Origin of the sequence: Henriciella litoralis (genome assembly GCF_002088935.1) — a bacterium.
GTDB classification, from domain to species: domain Bacteria; phylum Pseudomonadota; class Alphaproteobacteria; order Caulobacterales; family Hyphomonadaceae; genus Henriciella; species Henriciella litoralis.
The window spans coordinates 520,396-536,251 of record NZ_NCSS01000004.1 but is presented as its reverse complement, the minus strand read 5'-3'; the positions used below and the strand labels follow the sequence as shown (position 1 = coordinate 536,251).

Here is a 15,856-nt window from a genome sequence, read left to right as displayed (position 1 = left end):
CTCTATTCCGGCAGGTCGCTCGCAGGCATCTGCGCGAGCCTTCGCGTGCGATAGTGGTCTTCAAAGGCGACGATGAAACAGCTGGCGACGATGATCACCGCGCCCAGCCATAACGGCCAGCCGGGCAGTTCATCGAAGAAGATGAGACCGATCACCGCGCTCCAGATAAGCGCCGAATATTCCAGCGGGGCCAGTCTCTGGGCCGGCGCGCGGGCATAGGCGAGCGTCATCAGGAACCAGACTGAATAGCCAAGGACGCCAAGCATCAGGAAGAGCGGCAGGCTGGCAAGGGCCGGAAAGCCGAACAAGCCGAGTGTGATCGGCAGAAGCGCAACTGCCGGGACAACATTGGTGAACATCGCAATCGTTGTGGCGTCTTCTTTCGTCGCCCGCATCCGCAGCAGAACCAGGACAAATGCATAGCCGACGGTTGAGGAGAACAGCGATATCAGGCCGAGCGCGCGATTGCCGGTTTGCGCTTCGGGGTCACCGCCTGCGCCAAGAACCGCAAGCGCAACGCCGCCAAATCCAAGCACAGCAGCACCAACCGCGATGGGGCTTATTCTTTCGCCGATGACGACACGTGCCACCGGCGCGACCAACAAGGATGCGGTAAAGCCAAGCGCGGTCGCTTCAGCCAGTCGAAGTTGCGTCAGTGCGTAGAAGAAAGTGAAGGCGCAGAACAGCTGCAGAAGCCCGCGCGCGGTATGAAACCGGATTGCGGCATTGCTCGGGCGAGGGCGTTTCTTGGCGCGGAACACGGCAAAGGCGAGGACGCCGCCAAACAGGAACCGCCAGGCCAGAAGATAATGCAGGCCGGCGCCCGGCGCGATGCCTTTCACCAATGCGTCGACGCACGTCCCCAGGAATATGGCGACGGCAGCAACAAGGACCGGCATGGCAAGAAATCGTGTCAGCATGGCCCGGCCATCTAACCGAGCCGCCGCGTTGACTCCATGGATTAAATGCGGGGGTCGCTAAATCCTATTCAGCAGCCTTCGGCACCGTCAGGCGCTCGCGCACCTCTGCAGCGATCTCATATGAGCGGTGACGGGCCTTCTCATCATAGATATTGGCCGACAGGATCATTTCGTCTGCCCCGGTCTTCTCAAGGAAGCTTTTGAGCTTGGTTTCCACCGTTTGCGGCGACCCGACGGCTGAACAGCTGAGGATCGTCTCAAGCATGGTGTGTTCGTGCGGCTGGATCTCTTCATCGAAGGAGAGATCGGGCGGTGAGAGGCGTGTCGGCGTTCCGCGTCTCAGATTGACGAAGGTCCGCCGCAGGGACGAGGCGAGCACATGGGCTTCTTCGTCAGTATCGGCGGCAATCATGTTGAAACCGAGCATGACGTAAGGCTTTTTCAGCTGCTCGGATGGCTGGAAGGTTTCACGGTAAATCGAGATCGCCTGCATCATCTGCTGCGGCGCAAAGTGTGAGGCAAAGGCATAGGGCAGGCCAAGATGGGCGGCCAGCTGCGCGCCAAATGTCGAGGAGCCGAGAATCCAGAGCGGAACGTTCGAGCCGCCGCCGGGAACAGCCTGCACGCGCTGACCGGGCTGAACCGGCCCAAGATAGGCTTGCAGCTCCATGACTTCGCGCGGGAAGCGGTCTTCTCCGCCGACCATCGTGCGGCGCAGGGCCTGCGCGACCAACTGGTCACCGCCCGGTGCGCGGCCAAGGCCAAGATCGATACGCCCCGGATAGATAGCGTCGAGCGTGCCGAACTGTTCGGCAATCATGATCGGCGCATGATTGGGCAGCATGATGCCACCGGCACCGAGCCGGATGGTCTTCGTGTCGCGGCCGGCGCGGGCGATCATGACCGCCGTCGCAGCACTCGCAATGCCGGGCATGTTGTGATGCTCGGCCAGCCAGTAGCGATTATAGCCAAGCCTGTCGACATGGGTTGCAAGCCGGCTGGCGCGTTCGATTGCGTCTTGCGCACTGGCGCCTTCAACAATCGGGGCGAGGTCGAGAACGGAAAAAGGTATCATACGCCACCATGTATGTATGGCGGAGCCGCGTCTCAATACGCAGCATGGGCGAGGAGCGTTATCTCAGGCGACGCTCTTCAGCGGGGCGACACTCATCACCTTGTTGCGACCGGCGCTTTTGGCCCGGTAGAGCATCTGGTCAGCCGCTTCGAGCGATTCCTCGAGCCGGCACCCCTTGGTCAGAGGTGCAATGCCGAAACTGGCGGTGACGCGCACCGTGGTGCCGTTGAACGTCAGGTCCGTGGAGGCAATGCGCTCGCGCAGGCGTTCACAGACACTTTGCGCCTGATCAATGTTTACGTTTGTCAGCAGGATGACAAATTCCTCGCCGCCCCAACGACCAAGCCTGTCGAACGGGCCGCGCAGCGCGGCGTGGCTGATATTTGCGATGGATGTCAGAACCCGGTCGCCAAAGGCGTGGCCATGAGCATCGTTCACACGTTTGAAATTGTCGATGTCGAACGTCACGATGCAAACGCCGTGATCGGTCCGCTGCATGCGACTAATCTCCTCATTGGCGAGGATCTTGAATGCCCGGCGGTTCAAAAGCCCGGTGAGCGGGTCGGTCGACGCCATCGCTTCTAGTGTCGCGTGATAGCGGTCGACCCGATACTGGTTTTGCGCGGCGAGTGCGCCCATCGGTCCGGCGACACAGGCGGTGATGATGATCGTCATCATCATGAAGTCCGACTGATCTCGCGGCGTGCCGAAATAGGATGAGAAAATGATCGCGAAAATTATTGCAAGAGACAGCGCGGCGACGATTACAAAGCCAAAGAAGCTCAGTGCCCGCACCGCGGAGTTTGGATCGGCCTGCTCAAGACGATAATTGTGGCTCATATTGTGAAGATACACACAGTTACCGAATATTCGCGTAACTCGATTGTTTGAATTTCAAACAATTAATTGAGTATTAGAGCCCCCGGCGTTCAGGCAGGCCAAATCCTCGCGCGCGCTCGCACGCCCAGCTATCGCCTTCAGCGCAGGCTGTCTGGATGTAGCGTTTGCCTTCATCGCGTTTCATGGCGCCGCCCTGACCGCGATACAGCATTGAGCCATAACCGGCGCATCCGGTCTTGTTGCCGAGCGAGCAGGCTTCCTTGTACAGCTTGCGCGCATAGGCATAGTCCTGATTGCCATCGGTGCCCTTGAAGCTGACATTGGCCTGCTGCATGCAGCTTTCATCGTCGCGGCCTGTGAAGCAGGCTTCGTCATAAAGAGCCTGGGCCTTGTCATAGTCCTGACCGCCTTCAAGCCCGCGGCGATAGATGTCGGCCAGCTTGCGGCAATTGCGAGACCATGTTGCTTTCTGGCGAGACCGGTCCTCGCAGGTGGCGCTGTAGCGCTCGATGGCGTCGTCGTACCAGCCGCGCTCCACGGCCATGTCAGCATAGACTTCATCCTTGTCGGGACGCGCAATCTGCTCGCGGCCGAACTGCGCAGACGCCGGGAGGCTGAATGTAATCGCCGCGAAAGCACAGAGGCTGGCAATGAGTGCAGGACGTCTGGACATGGTAAACCTCGAAGTCTGAAATTCTGTTATGAAGTAACTACGCACGATAATTGTGGCGGTTTCCTGTCGGCGGATGTAATGCAGTTTGACCGGAAGGGGGACTCCGGTATCGCTATTACAACAGGTTCGAGGCGCAGCGAGGCCTCATATTGCGGGGGACACGATGCGTATTTTGTTTGGGGCGATACTGCCTTTGATTGCCGTTTTCCTGGTCTGGTCCATCGGGGCGCCTGCTCCGAAAAGCGTATTCTGGGACACGGGCAAGGGCGAAATTACTGATTATATCAGCGAGACAGTGGAGACCGGATACGGCCCCGCCGATCTGAGCTATCCTGTCGTATCGCTGCCCGACGGCGAAGTGCGACGGCTTCTGGTCGAAAACCGGCATGACCTTGAACTGGTCAAGGAAAACTGGCCGCTCGGCGATCAGGTTTCTGTGCGCCTTCACCCCAAAAAAGACTTCGCCTATGCGCTGAGCGATCCTCAGCCCGTTCTTTGGACGGCAATCGTGATAACAGCGGGCGCCGCCGTGATCCTCATCTTTTTCGTCTATTCCTTCTTCAGAGAAGGCGGCGGTGTCGCGCTGTTTCTGGCCGGCGTCGGCACGTGCTTTGTCATGCTCCCGCTGATCCTGCTGCGCTTCATGTGGACATTCGGAGACCCTCCGCCGGTCTCGCTCTTCTGGCCGAAGGAGACCGTCGAAGTTGTCTCGAACGAGATCACTGAGCGTCCCTGGGCGGGCGGACGGATCGCCCGGACGGCCAATATTGTCGTGGAAGATGCAGACGGAGAGACCGCGCCGCTCAAGACAGCCGGGCGCGCCGATGATGTGGCAGCAGAATTCGAGCCCGGCACAACACATCGCGTGAAGCGCTCACCGACAGGGAAACTCTACCAGCTCGGCATGCGCTTTCCGTTTTTCATCGCCTTCCTTATGAGCGTGATCGGCCCAATAGCGATCGGCGCGGGCATCTGGGTGATTACGCTGATCTTCCGTGACCCGAAGGGAAGGGTCGAGGCCTAGCTGGGTTTGCTTGCCAGTGCGCCGACAATAGGTCACCTTCCCTGGTATATAAGGGAAGGATACCAGACATGACGGCACAAAGTCAGAAACCGATCGGCTCAGGCTTCGGCGCAAAGTCGACAGCGCGTGAGGTGCTGGAGGGGCGCGATCTTACAGGCGTGAATGCCATCGTCACGGGCGGCTATAGCGGTATCGGACTGGAAATGGTGCGGGCGCTGTCCGGCGCGGGCGCCCATGTCACGGTGCCGGCAAGACGGCCGGACGTCGCGAAAGACGCGCTCTCGGACATGCCGGGTGAGATCGTCCTGGCGCACATGGACCTCTCCGACATTCCAAGCGTGAAATCATTTGCAGCCGACTATGTCGCGTCTGAGCGACCGCTGCACATCCTTATCAATAATGCGGGCATCATGGCCTGTCCGCTGAACCGGGTTGGACCGGGCTGGGAGTCGCAGTTTGGCATCAACCATCTCGGGCATATGGCGATGACCCTTGGGCTTGAGCCAGCCATCGCGCGGGCGGGTACGTCCCGTGTCGTCGCCCTTTCATCGAGCGCGCATATCAGAAGCGATGTGCATTGGGATGATCCGCATTTTGAAACTCACGACTACGACAAATGGGATGCTTACGGGCAAGCCAAGAGCGCCGATGCCCTCTTTGCAAACGCGCTGGACCGAAAATGGAAAGACAAGGGCGTGACGGCGTTCTCGGTTCATCCGGGCGGTATTTTTACGCCGCTCCAGCGTCACCTGCCGGATGAAGAGATGGTCGCTCTCGGCTGGAAAAACCCCGACGGCACGATTCCAGAGCCCATAAAGATGATGTTCAAGACACCCGAGCAGGGCGCGGCAACGGCGGTCTGGGCAGCAACATCACCAAAGCTCGACGGGCGCGGCGGGGAGTATTGCGAAGACTGTGATATCGCTCAGCTCGCAGGCGAGAACAGCCAGCGCTGGGAACATGCACGGGAATGGATCACCGACGACGCCAAGGCCGACCGGCTCTGGTCGATGAGCGAAAAAATGCTCGCTGACGCCTAGGCTGGGGGAGATGAGCAGGGCGATGAAACTTGCGAGATTTCCCGTGCACCTCGGCAAAGGCGGCACCGCCCACATCCTGCCGGAGTTTACAGGCGGGATAGAATGGTATGAGGCCTATGGTAAGCTTCATCCAGATGATGGGCTCGATGGCCGCCTGATCTCCATGCATGCGTTTGAGAGCGACTGGGACAGCTGGGAAGTCCACCCGAATGGCCATGAAGTTGTGCTTTGCGTGTCAGGTCGCATGACACTGGTTCAGGAATTTCCGGGCGGGAAAGTCCAGAAAGTCACTATTGGACCGGGCGAATACATTATAAACGAGCCCGGAGTCTGGCATACGGCCGATATGGTCGAGGCGCCTGCCGTTGCCGTGTTCATCACAGCCGGTGAGGGCACCGAGCATCGTCCTCGCCCGGACCGATGACAGGCAAGGAATATTCTGGCGCATCGCGCTTCAAGGAGACTGACATGAAACAGCATCTGATTTTCGCAAGCGCCGCGCTGGCTCTGGCTGGCTGCGCGACGGGCAATCAAATGGCGGGGCGTGCGCCTGCAGATGTTATCCCGCCGCCATCGATGGTGAGCGAGCTGGATACGGCCGCAGCGACAAATGCGATCGATAATCCGAACCGCCCTGAGACGGATACAGAGCGCGACGATCTTCGCCGTCCGATGGATGTTCTCGCCTTCATGGGAATTCCGACAGGCGTCAGCATTCTGGAAATGGAAGCCGGCGGCGGATATTTCACCGAGATTTTCTCGCGCTATGTCGGCGAAGATGGCAAGGTCTACATGCAGAACCCGGCCTCCTTCGATGCTTTCCTTGGCAACGCGCTGGAGCAGCGTCTCGATGGCCTGGACAATGTCGAATACGTCAAAGCCAATTTCGACGAGCTGCCGCTGGAAGACGCCAGCATGGATGTCGCGACCTGGTTTCAGGGGCCGCATGAGCTCTGGTACAGCCCGGAAGGCAGCGATGCGCTCGTCACTAATCCTGACGACTCATTCCCGGAAATCTTCCGCGTGCTGAAACCCGGCGCCCGTTTCGTCGTGATCGACCATTCTGCGCCTGAAGGCTCACCGGCGACGGTCGGCGGTGAAACGCACCGGATCGACCCGCAAATCATTCGCGATCTTGGCATGGAGGCCGGCTTTATTCTGGTGGCCGAGAGCGATCTGTTCGACAATCCCGATGATGATCTCAGCGCCAATATCTTCGAAGAGGCCGTCCGCGGGCGGACCGATCAGGTGATGATGATGTTTGAAAAGCCTGCGACGGCGCCAGCGCCTTAACGATCCGGTTTCGTCTCGCGGCCTTGTCTGGCTGGGCAAACCGCTTGACGATCCTCGCCGGCTGACAGAGAGGAGCGCGCATGCAAACGCCGGATGACCGCATTCCAGCTGCGCGCTCACGAAACGCGCTCTATCTTGGCCTCGCCATTGGCGCAGGCGTGATTACGCTTTTCATTCTGGGAAAGACAGGGGTCCTCGGCTCGCTCGAGGCCTTCATCGCCCAGATGCAGGAGCTTGCCGATACGCCTTGGGCGCTACCGGCGGTGATTGCCCTGTTCACTGTGGCCGCCTTTGTCGGGCTGCCGCAATTTGGCTTGATCGGCGCGGCCGTCGTGGCTTTCGGGCCGGTCAATGGCGCGCTCTATTCCTGGATCGCGACCATGGTCTCCGGCGCGGTGACGTTCTGGCTGGGGCGGCTGAGCGGGCAGGCGGCAGTCGCGCGCTTTTCGGGCAGGCGGGCCGCGCGCTTTACTGACTTCGTCAGTCGCAATTCATTTGCGGCAAGTGCCATCGTCCGCAATGTGCCGACCGGTCCGTTCCTTATCGTCAACATGGCTTTTGGCGCGGTGCGGGCAAATTTCCTCGCCTTTCTCGGCGGGATGGGAATCGGTATCATTCCGAAAATTCTGCTGGTGACATTTGCCGGGCAAAGCCTGATGGCCGCCATGAAGGGATCACCATTATTGGCGGCAGGACTGGCTGCGCTCGCGGTCCTAATTTTCGCAGCCGTCTGGTTTTTTGCACAGCATCGCTACAAAACTGGCAAAATTATTGCGTCAATGCAGCGCCGCAAGGTTGACAGCGAAACCCGGACGCCGGAATAACCACTCATGCGCAAGAAACTGCCCCTGCTGACGCTAACCAACCTGCTGCTTATCGGCCCCTGGCCGGTCGCCGCCGGACACTAATTGTCTGGCGCCTGGTCAGGGGAAAACTTCAAGCCTCGTACGCTCGTACCAGCCACCAAGTTTCCAACAGGCCAGACCAATGACGACAGACAAAGACAGAATCCTCATTTTTGACACCACGATGCGTGACGGCGAACAGTCTCCCGGCGCCTCCATGACACATGCCGAAAAGCTCGACCTTGCCGAACTGCTCGAAACGATGGGCGTCGATATCATCGAAGCCGGGTTTCCAGCCTCATCCCAGGGGGATTTCGAGGCCGTTCGCGAAATAGCGCGCCGCTCGCGCTCATCGGTGATTACCGGCCTGGCTCGCTCAACGCCCGGCGATATTGATCGCTGCGGCGAAGCTGTCCGCCATGCTGCGCGGCCACGCATCCATACATTTATCTCGACCAGCCCGGTCCACATGAAGCACAAGCTCCAGATGGGGCCGAACGCGGTGCTGGAAGCGGTGGGCCGCTCGGTCGCACAGGCGCGCAACCTCGTCGACGATGTTGAGTGGAGCGCTGAGGACGCGACCCGCACCGAGTTTGATTTTCTCTGCAAGTGCATCGACGCCGCCATCGTGGCCGGCGCGACGACGATCAACGTGCCCGACACGGTCGGCTACACGCATCCGGATGAATATGGCGGGCTGATCCGCAGCCTTCGGGAGACGATTCCGAATTCCGACAAGGTGATCTGGTCGACCCATTGCCACAATGATCTCGGACTGGCCGTTGCAAACTCCATCGCCGGGGCGAGCAATGGCGCGCGTCAGATCGAGTGTACGATCAATGGTCTGGGTGAGCGCGCCGGCAATGCCTCGCTGGAAGAGGTCGTCATGGCTTTCAAGGTGCGCGGTGACAGCCTGCCATTTGAAACCGGCGTCGATTCGACCCGTCTTGCGCGGGCGAGCCAGATGGTCAGCCGCATCACCGGTTTCCCCGTTCAGTACAACAAGGCCATCGTCGGCAAGAATGCGTTCGCTCACGAAAGCGGCATCCACCAGGATGGCATGCTGAAAAATACCGAGACGTATGAGATCATGAAGCCGGAAGATGTCGGCGTCTCGAAAAGCTCCCTCGTTATGGGCAAGCTGTCGGGCCGCAATGCGTTCCGCGACAAGCTCGCCAGCCTCGGCTATGAGCTGGACAAGGATGGCCTGAACGCTGCCTTCCGCCGCTTCAAGGATCTCGCAGACCGCAAGAAACACGTGTTCGATGATGACATCCTGGCGCTTGTTGATGACCAGCTGTCTGCCATGGGCGAGCGGGTATCGTTCAAGAGCCTGCGCGTCATTGCCGGCTCTGAAGGCCCGCAGACGGCAGATCTCAGCGTCGTGATCGATGGGGATGAGAAGTCAGCTAGCTGCACGGGTAATGGCCCGGTCGATGCGGTCTTCAATGCGATCCGTTCGATCATTGATCACGGGGCAAAGCTTGACCTCTTTCAGGTTCACGCGGTCACAGGTGGCACGGATGCACAGGCTGAAGTCAGCGTCCGCCTGAAGGAAGAGGGCTTCATGGCCGTCGGCCGCGCCTCGGACCCTGATACGCTTGTCGCGAGCGCCAAAGCTTACATCCATGCGCTCAACAAGCTTGAGGCCCGTCGCCTGAAGCAACTGGCGGCCTGATCGCTCATCTGACGGGCAGCTCAGCTGGAATCATACGGAAAGTTCACTAGGCGAAATGGGCGCTGGCCCGATAAGCCGCAGGCAAAGCTACTCCAGAAGGAGGCCTGAACTGATGATGATTTCCATGATCAAAATATTGCCTGTCGCCGCTATCCTCGCCGCAACCGGCTGTGCCAGCACGAACACCGCGATTGCGCCGCCCGTCAGTGCCGTCGAAGCCCAAGAGCAGATAGAAGCTGCCAATACCCGTGTCGAAAAGGCAGACCGTTCGCTGGACAAGGCGAGCAAGGAAGTTCGCGACGCCCGGCGCAAGGTCGAGCGGGCTGAGAACGATCTGAACAAGGCTGAGCGGTCACAACGTAAGGCCGAGGCAGAGGTTTCCGATGCCAGAAAGGCGCTCGCAGAAACACGGGCCGCCGCCAGCGATGCCGGGTTTTTGCCGAGCGCGTCCGGGACGGCCGGGCGACAATAAACACCAGGCGCACCGTTTGGCGGTTTGTCGTCCCACCCAAAACGTTACGTTTTCGAAATGAAACCGGAGTCTCCGGGGCAAATGACGGGATGTGCGGTCACTGCTGGACTTTCCCTCAGGTGTACGGATCGTTCCATTCGCAAACAGTGTTGCGCTTGCGTTCATTGCCAGGAAACGGCATGGGTGGTACGGGCTGAGCACATATAGAAACACGCGCGCGGCAGAATCATCCCTGTCCCGCCCCAAAAAGAAGCGACCTTACTCATGATCGGTAGCCTCCTCGGCATGCTCTCTACGGACATGGCCATTGACCTCGGCACAGCGAACACGCTCGTCTATGTAAAAGGCCAGGGTATCAAGCTCGATGAGCCATCGGTCGTTGCGTACATGAATCAGGGCGGCCGCAAGGTGGTTTACGCGGTCGGTAACCAGGCCAAGCAGATGCTCGGCAAGACCCCTCTGAACATGGAAGCTATCCGCCCGATGCGCGATGGCGTGATCGCGGACTTCGAAGTCGCCGAAGAAATGATCAAGCACTTCATTCGCAAAGTGCACAATCGCCGGGCCTTCGTTTCGCCGCTGATCATCATCTGTGTGCCAAGCTCAGCAACGAACGTTGAGCGCCGCGCGATCCACCAGTCGGCGCTTGCCGCAGGCGCGCGGGATGTCCAGCTGATCGAAGAGCCAATGGCGGCCGCGATCGGCGCTGGCCTCCCGATTGAAGAGCCAGCCGGCTCGATGGTCGTCGATATTGGCGGCGGTACGACTGAGGTCGCCGTCCTGTCGCTCGGCGGTATTGTCTATTCCCGCTCGGTCCGGGTTGGCGGTGACAAGATGGACCACGCCATCATGAGCTATCTGCGCAAGTCGCAGCAGATCATGATCGGTGAGATGTCGGCAGAGCGTATCAAGAAAGAGATCGCTTCGGCGAAAGCGCCAGAGAGCGGCGACGGCTTGACCGTAACCGTTCGTGGCCGCGGCACGATTGATGGCGTTCCAAACGAAGTTGAAGTCAACGAAGCCATGATGGCCGAAGCGCTGGCTGATCCGGTCGCAGAGATTGTCGATGCGATCCGGCTTGCCCTCGAAGCGATGGCGCCAGAGCTGGCCGCTGACATCGTTGACCGCGGCATTGTTCTGACAGGCGGCGGTGCGTTGCTGCGCAATCTCGACGTTGTCATCCGTGAGCAAGCCAAGCTGCCAGTGATGATTGCCGATGACCCGCTCAAATGCGTCGCGCAGGGCTGTGGCTATGTGCTTGAGAATCTGGTGCGCATGAAAAACGTGCTCTCGCCGGAAGTCTGAGCATCAGATTTTGACAACTCATTTCTGCTGAAGTCGGTATTGCGCCCGGGCGCGGTTCGCTTCACGATTAGAAGTGTGGTCGGAGGCCGGAAGGGACGTCCATGGCCCGTATGCTTGGAAAGCGTTTAAAAGGCCGCCCAGTGAGGCGCTACGCCCTGTTCATTAGCTTGGCAGGGCTTTTTGCGATTCTTCTCCTGCAAACCTCTCCCCGCCTGCGCGCGATGATTGACCCGGCGCGCACAGTGGCCGCCGATCAGCTGGCGAGTTCTGCGCGCCCCGGGCTTTGGGCGCAGATCACCGGCAAGGCCGCCCGCGATGAGCGCATCCGCGAATTGGAATCCGAAGTGCGCGAGCTGACACGCTATCGCTCTGTCGCGATTTCCATGGCCGCCCGCCTCGAAGCCTATGAAGACATGCTGAACATAATGGGTGAGCCGCCAGTTCGCGGCGTCACTGCCCGTATCACGACAGAAACCAACGGACCGTTCCGCGAAGCCATTCTCGTCAATGCCGGCAGTCTACAAGGCGTTGAAGATGGCGCTTATGCTGAAAATGAAGGCGGTCTTGTTGGACGTGTCGTCCAGCTCGGCGAACGATCTGCGCGCGTGCTTCTGGTTACTGATTTCAACTCGCGTGTGCCGGTGATGGGCGAAGCGAGCGGCATGCGGGCGATCCTGTTCGGGGACCGAGATGATCTTGGTACGCTGACGGATCTGCCTGAACGCGGCAGCTTCATTCTCGGTGAGCGCGTGCTGACCTCTGGCGAGGGCGGCATATTTCCGCGCGGGATTGTTGTTGGCGAGGTCGTTGAGCGCAGCGGTGACCTGCGCGTGGCTTTTGGCATGACGCGTGGACGAGGCGGGTTCGTGCGATTGATGCCCAGCATGAAAATCCCGACGCCTGAAGAACTCCCGACTGAGATTGAGGCTGTCGACGCCGAAGAAGAGGGCGAAACAGGCGCCGCCGAAGAGGGTGAGGCTGCCGCGGCAGATCCGGGGGCGCTTTGATCCATGGCGACGCGTAGGCGAAACAGTCGACTTTCCGGTGTCGCTCGCATCTGGGGCGAGACCGGACCGACGAGCCGTTTCCTCATCGGGACGGGCCTTGTCGCCCTGATCGGTCTTGTCGGACTGACGCCAAAAACCCTGTTCGGAACAGAGCTTGTCTGGCCCTATGCGTCGCTCGTTGCGGCTGTTGGCTGGGGACGCAGCGGCCTTGGTTTTCGGCCGATGGCTGTCCTGGTCCTTTTCGGGTTTGCGCAGGATGTCAGCGCTTATGCGCCTCTGGGCTGCTTCGGGTTCATCAACCTCGCGACTTTCGGGGCCAGTTCGATGATTGCACGCGCGTTTGACCGGGACCGTGCGCCGCTCATTACAACGCTCGCCCCCATTGTGCTTTATGCGGCGGGCTTCTTGCTCGTCTGGTTGTTTGCAAGTTTCAGCGGCAATCACCTGATCCAGGTTTCGCCACTGATGAATGTCTTTGTGGTTACCTATATTTTGCATATCCTGACCGCACCCATTTTTGATCTGGGCCGCCGCGTGGGTTCGCTGGCCGGGAGCATGTCTTGATGTCACAACTTGATTTTGAAACACGCCTGAACCGCCGCACAATCGTCGCGGGCGCAGCGGGCGGACTCATGTTCTCCGGCCTTATTGCGCGCCTCGTTCAGCTGCAGCTCTTCGAAGGCGAGCGCTACAAGGAAATCGCGAACGAGAACGGCGTGAAGCTTGATCTCGCGCCGCCGATGCGCGGGGCCATCACCGACCGTTTTGGTGTGCCGCTCGCCTCGCATCGTCAGGCGGGACGCATTTCGATCATCCGCGAGCAAGCCCGCGACATGGACGCGACGCTCGCCGAGCTTGCCAAACATATCGACCTGCCACCCCAGCAGCGTGAGCGTGTGAAACAACAGGCGCGCCAGCAGGCTTCGTTCCAGTCGACGATTGTAAAGAGCGAGCTCACCTATGAAGAGTTTGCGCGCATGTCTTTGCTCGCCGCGGACATTCCGGGCGTGCGCGCCGACATGGCCGCCACACGCTCCTATCCGCGCGGCCGCGACTTTGCGCACGTGCTTGGCTATGTCGCCAAGGCCAGCGGCGATGATCTTGCCCGTCTGACAGAGAATGTGTCGCCCGAAGAGGGGGCCCTTCTTTCGCGGTTGTTCAAACACCCGGACATGCGCACAGGCCGATCAGGCATTGAGCGGTCCGCCGAGCGCTGGCTACGCGGCGAGCCGGGGTTCCGCCGGCTTGAGACGAACGCGGCCGGCCGTGTCATCCGCGAGCTTGAAAGCGAAGACCTGTCGCCCACACCGGGCAAGGATATCGGCCTGACGGTTGATGCTGAACTACAGCGCGCGGCGATTGATCGCTTCGGCGATGAGAGCGGCGCGGCAGTTGTGCTGGATATCGAGTCTGGCGAGATCCTGGCCTTTGTGTCCACGCCGGCCTTTGACCCGAATGACTTCGTCAACGGCATCTCCTATGCGGACTACAACGCCCTGCGGGAGAATGACCGTTCCCCGCTCTATCACAAGGCCTATGATGGCACCTATCCGCCGGGTTCAACCTTCAAGATGGTCGTTGCGACTGCGGCGCTTGAGGCGGGGATCGACCCCAACCAGCGCATCCATTGCAACCGCTATTACCGCTTCGGCAATCGTACCTGGCACTGCTGGAAGCCGGGAGGCCATGGCTCTGTCGATATGCATTGGGCGATCAAGGGCAGTTGCGACGTTTACTTCTATGACATTGCGCGCCGCGTCGGCGTCGAAAAGATCGCTGAGGTCTCTCGCAAATTTGGCTTCGGCCAGGTCTGGGATCTGGGTCTGACGGGCGGCCGCGGGGGCACGGTTCCCGATGATGCCTGGAAGCGCCGCGCGCTTGGCGAGCCCTGGTATGAAGGCGAAACGCTGAACTACGGTATCGGCCAGGGCTATCTATCAACCAGCCCGCTGCAGCTTGCCTTGATGACCGCGCGCATTGCAGGGCGCGGACGTATCATCGAGCCTTACATCATCGGCCAGGGCCCAAGACCCGATAAGCCGATCCCGTACGAGGCAAAGCTCGACGAAGAGATGATGGACCGCATGATGGCCGGGATGTATGGCGTGACCTCCGAAGCCGGCGGCACCGCATGGCGGTCTGGCGATCTCGGACTGGGTGGCCCGCGCATGGCCGGCAAGTCGGGGACAGCTCAGGTCCGACGGATTTCAGAGGCTGAGCGCCGCTCCGGGATTCTCAAAGGCGAGGAAATTGCCCGTAAGCTTCGCGACCATGCCCTGTTCGTTGCATATGCCCCGGCTGATAATCCGAAGTACGCGGTCGCCGTTGTCGTCGAGCACGGCGAAAGTGGCTCAGGCGCAGCCGCGCCTTTCGCGCGCGATATCCTTGCGACCGCGATCCGCCGCGATTCCCGGCGCGCCGCGAAGTGGCAACAGACCGCGTCGGTGCCGACGGCCACGACCAGCGGCGGAGGAACTCCCTGATGGCACGCGCTGCGCGCGCATCTGCCATCCGGTTCGAGGACCGCACATTCGCCAGCACACTGGGCGAACTGCCATGGGGGCTAATCCTCATGCTGGTCAGCGTTGCCTGCATCGGCACCGCCGCGCTTTATAGCGCCACCTTCACAAACCCGTCAGAGGCAGCGCTTCCGGCGCGCCATGCGATCCGCTTCTGCGCTGCGATCGTCATCATGTTCATCATCGCGCTGGTGCCTATCGGGGTCTGGCTGAAAGCGTCATGGCCTGCCTATTTCGTGACGCTTGCCATGCTGATCGGCGTGGAATTGTTCGGCATTACCCGCGGTGGTTCCCAGCGCTGGCTGCCGCTGGGGCCAATTGCGGTCCAGCCATCGGAGTTCATGAAGCTTGCGCTCACTTTGGCGCTGGCCCGGTATTATCACTACCATCTGAACTTTCAGTCGAGCCGGGTCCTGATCCACCTGCCGCCACTTCTTATGATCCTCGTTCCGGCGGCGCTCATCTTCAAACAGCCAGACCTCGGGACAACGCTTGCGCTATTTGCGTCCGGCGGCGTTCTGATTTTTCTGGCGGGGCTTTACTACCGGATCATCATCGCCGTCTTCGTCGCTGGTGTTGCCAGTCTCTGGCCGGTCTACACATTCGTGCTCGAGCCGTATCAGCAGGAACGGGTAAACACTTTCCTCGCGCAATTGACGGGGCAAAGCGTCAATGCGCTCGATGATGGCTATCAGATCGAGCAGGCAAAGATTGCCATCGGCTCCGGCGGCTGGCAGGGCCGGGGCTTCATGGAGGGCATTCAGGCCCAGCTCGATTATATTCCCGAGCAGCAAACCGACTTTATCCTCACTGTTATTGCTGAGGAATTCGGGTTCCTTGGCGCGACGGGCCTGTTGCTTCTCTGGGCCATCATCCTCGCCTGGGGCCTCTATATTGCCGGACGCTCAGCAAGCCTCTTTGGACGCTTCGCGGCCGTTGGGTGTGTTGCCACGGTCGCCTTCTTTATCCTTTTCAATGTTGCGATGGTCCTTGGCCTTGTCCCCGTGGTCGGTGTGCCGTTGCCGCTGATCTCCTATGGTGGCACGGTGATGTTCACCACGATGGCATGTTTCGGAATCCTGCTATCAGTGCATCTCGGACGCGATGAGCGAATGTCGGCCCAAGGGGTAATTTGACCCCTTATACCGACGGAGCGTTGACCTTT

The 15,856-nt window shown here is 60.1% G+C and carries 16 protein-coding genes; 12 read left to right on the top strand and 4 right to left on the bottom strand.

What is annotated here, in order from left to right; all coding sequences use genetic code 11:
* Positions 1-2: 2 nt before the first annotated feature.
* From B8783_RS02565 to B8783_RS02550, 4 genes are all read right to left on the bottom strand, one after another.
* Positions 3-920, bottom strand: a complete 918-nt coding sequence (locus B8783_RS02565; RefSeq protein WP_084418203.1) for a DMT family transporter — start codon at positions 918-920, stop codon at positions 3-5.
* A gap of 64 nt (positions 921-984) precedes the next feature.
* Complete coding sequence (locus tag B8783_RS02560) at positions 985-1,995, bottom strand: LLM class flavin-dependent oxidoreductase (protein ID WP_084418202.1); 1,011 nt, start codon at positions 1,993-1,995, stop codon at positions 985-987.
* Between the two features lie 63 nt (positions 1,996-2,058).
* On the bottom strand, positions 2,059-2,835 hold the full coding sequence (locus B8783_RS02555; RefSeq protein ID WP_139792219.1) for a GGDEF domain-containing protein: 777 nt from the start codon (positions 2,833-2,835) through the stop codon (positions 2,059-2,061).
* A gap of 73 nt (positions 2,836-2,908) precedes the next feature.
* Positions 2,909-3,508 carry a tetratricopeptide repeat protein gene (locus B8783_RS02550; RefSeq protein WP_084418200.1) on the bottom strand — a complete coding sequence of 200 codons (600 nt, stop codon included), beginning with the start codon at positions 3,506-3,508 and terminating at the stop codon, positions 2,909-2,911.
* Positions 3,509-3,671: 163 nt separating this feature from the next.
* Between B8783_RS02550 and B8783_RS02545 the strand changes: the two genes are divergently transcribed.
* The 12 genes from B8783_RS02545 (at position 3,672) to rodA (ending at position 15,827) form a co-directional block, all read left to right on the top strand.
* Positions 3,672-4,532 (top strand): hypothetical protein, encoded by an 861-nt coding sequence (locus B8783_RS02545; protein ID WP_084418199.1) that lies wholly within the window; start codon positions 3,672-3,674, stop codon positions 4,530-4,532.
* A gap of 68 nt (positions 4,533-4,600) precedes the next feature.
* Complete coding sequence (locus B8783_RS02540; protein ID WP_084418198.1) at positions 4,601-5,572, top strand: oxidoreductase; 972 nt, start codon at positions 4,601-4,603, stop codon at positions 5,570-5,572.
* A 22-nt stretch (positions 5,573-5,594) separates the two neighbouring features.
* Entirely contained in the window at positions 5,595-5,996 is a 402-nt protein-coding gene (locus B8783_RS02535; protein WP_233355646.1) for a cupin domain-containing protein, read from the top strand.
* Between the two features lie 44 nt (positions 5,997-6,040).
* Complete coding sequence (locus B8783_RS02530) at positions 6,041-6,865, top strand: class I SAM-dependent methyltransferase (RefSeq protein WP_169711679.1); 825 nt, start codon at positions 6,041-6,043, stop codon at positions 6,863-6,865.
* Positions 6,866-6,945: 80 nt separating this feature from the next.
* Positions 6,946-7,689, top strand: coding sequence for a TVP38/TMEM64 family protein (locus B8783_RS02525; protein ID WP_084418195.1), 744 nt, complete (start codon positions 6,946-6,948; stop codon positions 7,687-7,689).
* 163 nt (positions 7,690-7,852) lie between these two features.
* A complete protein-coding gene (locus B8783_RS02520; RefSeq protein ID WP_084418194.1) occupies positions 7,853-9,388 on the top strand; it encodes a 2-isopropylmalate synthase in 1,536 nt (511 codons plus the stop codon).
* A gap of 124 nt (positions 9,389-9,512) precedes the next feature.
* Positions 9,513-9,860: a hypothetical protein gene (locus B8783_RS02515; protein WP_139792218.1), complete on the top strand. Its 348-nt coding sequence runs from the start codon at positions 9,513-9,515 to the stop codon at positions 9,858-9,860.
* Positions 9,861-10,124: 264 nt separating this feature from the next.
* The gene (locus B8783_RS02510; protein ID WP_084418192.1) at positions 10,125-11,165 is read left to right on the top strand and encodes a rod shape-determining protein; all 1,041 of its coding nucleotides are present in this window, start codon (positions 10,125-10,127) and stop codon (positions 11,163-11,165) included.
* A 101-nt stretch (positions 11,166-11,266) separates the two neighbouring features.
* A complete protein-coding gene (mreC, locus tag B8783_RS02505) occupies positions 11,267-12,172 on the top strand; it encodes a rod shape-determining protein MreC (protein WP_084418191.1) in 906 nt (301 codons plus the stop codon).
* A gap of 3 nt (positions 12,173-12,175) precedes the next feature.
* Entirely contained in the window at positions 12,176-12,736 is a 561-nt protein-coding gene (locus B8783_RS02500) for a hypothetical protein (protein ID WP_084418190.1), read from the top strand.
* A complete protein-coding gene (gene mrdA, locus B8783_RS02495) occupies positions 12,736-14,655 on the top strand; it encodes a penicillin-binding protein 2 (RefSeq protein WP_233355645.1) in 1,920 nt (639 codons plus the stop codon). The genes B8783_RS02500 and mrdA overlap by 1 nt, the downstream gene beginning before the upstream one ends.
* On the top strand, positions 14,655-15,827 hold the full coding sequence (rodA, locus tag B8783_RS02490; protein WP_084418188.1) for a rod shape-determining protein RodA: 1,173 nt from the start codon (positions 14,655-14,657) through the stop codon (positions 15,825-15,827). Before mrdA ends, rodA begins: the two co-directional genes overlap by 1 nt.
* Positions 15,828-15,856: the final 29 nt, after the last annotated feature.

Excerpts from the sequence above, each read along its gene's own strand:
- B8783_RS02565 (WP_084418203.1), bottom strand. The coding sequence starts at position 920 with ATGCTGACACGATTTCTTGCCATGCCGGTCCTTGTTGCTGCCGTCGCC.
- B8783_RS02560 (WP_084418202.1), bottom strand. The coding sequence starts at position 1,995 with ATGATACCTTTTTCCGTTCTCGACCTCGCCCCGATTGTTGAAGGCGCC.
- B8783_RS02555 (WP_139792219.1), bottom strand. The coding sequence starts at position 2,835 with ATGAGCCACAATTATCGTCTTGAGCAGGCCGATCCAAACTCCGCGGTG.
- B8783_RS02550 (WP_084418200.1), bottom strand. The coding sequence starts at position 3,508 with ATGTCCAGACGTCCTGCACTCATTGCCAGCCTCTGTGCTTTCGCGGCG.
- B8783_RS02545 (WP_084418199.1), top strand. The coding sequence starts at position 3,672 with ATGCGTATTTTGTTTGGGGCGATACTGCCTTTGATTGCCGTTTTCCTG.
- B8783_RS02540 (WP_084418198.1), top strand. The coding sequence starts at position 4,601 with ATGACGGCACAAAGTCAGAAACCGATCGGCTCAGGCTTCGGCGCAAAG.
- B8783_RS02535 (WP_233355646.1), top strand. The coding sequence starts at position 5,595 with ATGAAACTTGCGAGATTTCCCGTGCACCTCGGCAAAGGCGGCACCGCC.
- B8783_RS02530 (WP_169711679.1), top strand. The coding sequence starts at position 6,041 with ATGAAACAGCATCTGATTTTCGCAAGCGCCGCGCTGGCTCTGGCTGGC.
- B8783_RS02525 (WP_084418195.1), top strand. The coding sequence starts at position 6,946 with ATGCAAACGCCGGATGACCGCATTCCAGCTGCGCGCTCACGAAACGCG.
- B8783_RS02520 (WP_084418194.1), top strand. The coding sequence starts at position 7,853 with ATGACGACAGACAAAGACAGAATCCTCATTTTTGACACCACGATGCGT.
- B8783_RS02515 (WP_139792218.1), top strand. The coding sequence starts at position 9,513 with ATGATCAAAATATTGCCTGTCGCCGCTATCCTCGCCGCAACCGGCTGT.
- B8783_RS02510 (WP_084418192.1), top strand. The coding sequence starts at position 10,125 with ATGATCGGTAGCCTCCTCGGCATGCTCTCTACGGACATGGCCATTGAC.
- mreC (WP_084418191.1), top strand. The coding sequence starts at position 11,267 with ATGGCCCGTATGCTTGGAAAGCGTTTAAAAGGCCGCCCAGTGAGGCGC.
- B8783_RS02500 (WP_084418190.1), top strand. The coding sequence starts at position 12,176 with ATGGCGACGCGTAGGCGAAACAGTCGACTTTCCGGTGTCGCTCGCATC.
- mrdA (WP_233355645.1), top strand. The coding sequence starts at position 12,736 with ATGTCACAACTTGATTTTGAAACACGCCTGAACCGCCGCACAATCGTC.
- rodA (WP_084418188.1), top strand. The coding sequence starts at position 14,655 with ATGGCACGCGCTGCGCGCGCATCTGCCATCCGGTTCGAGGACCGCACA.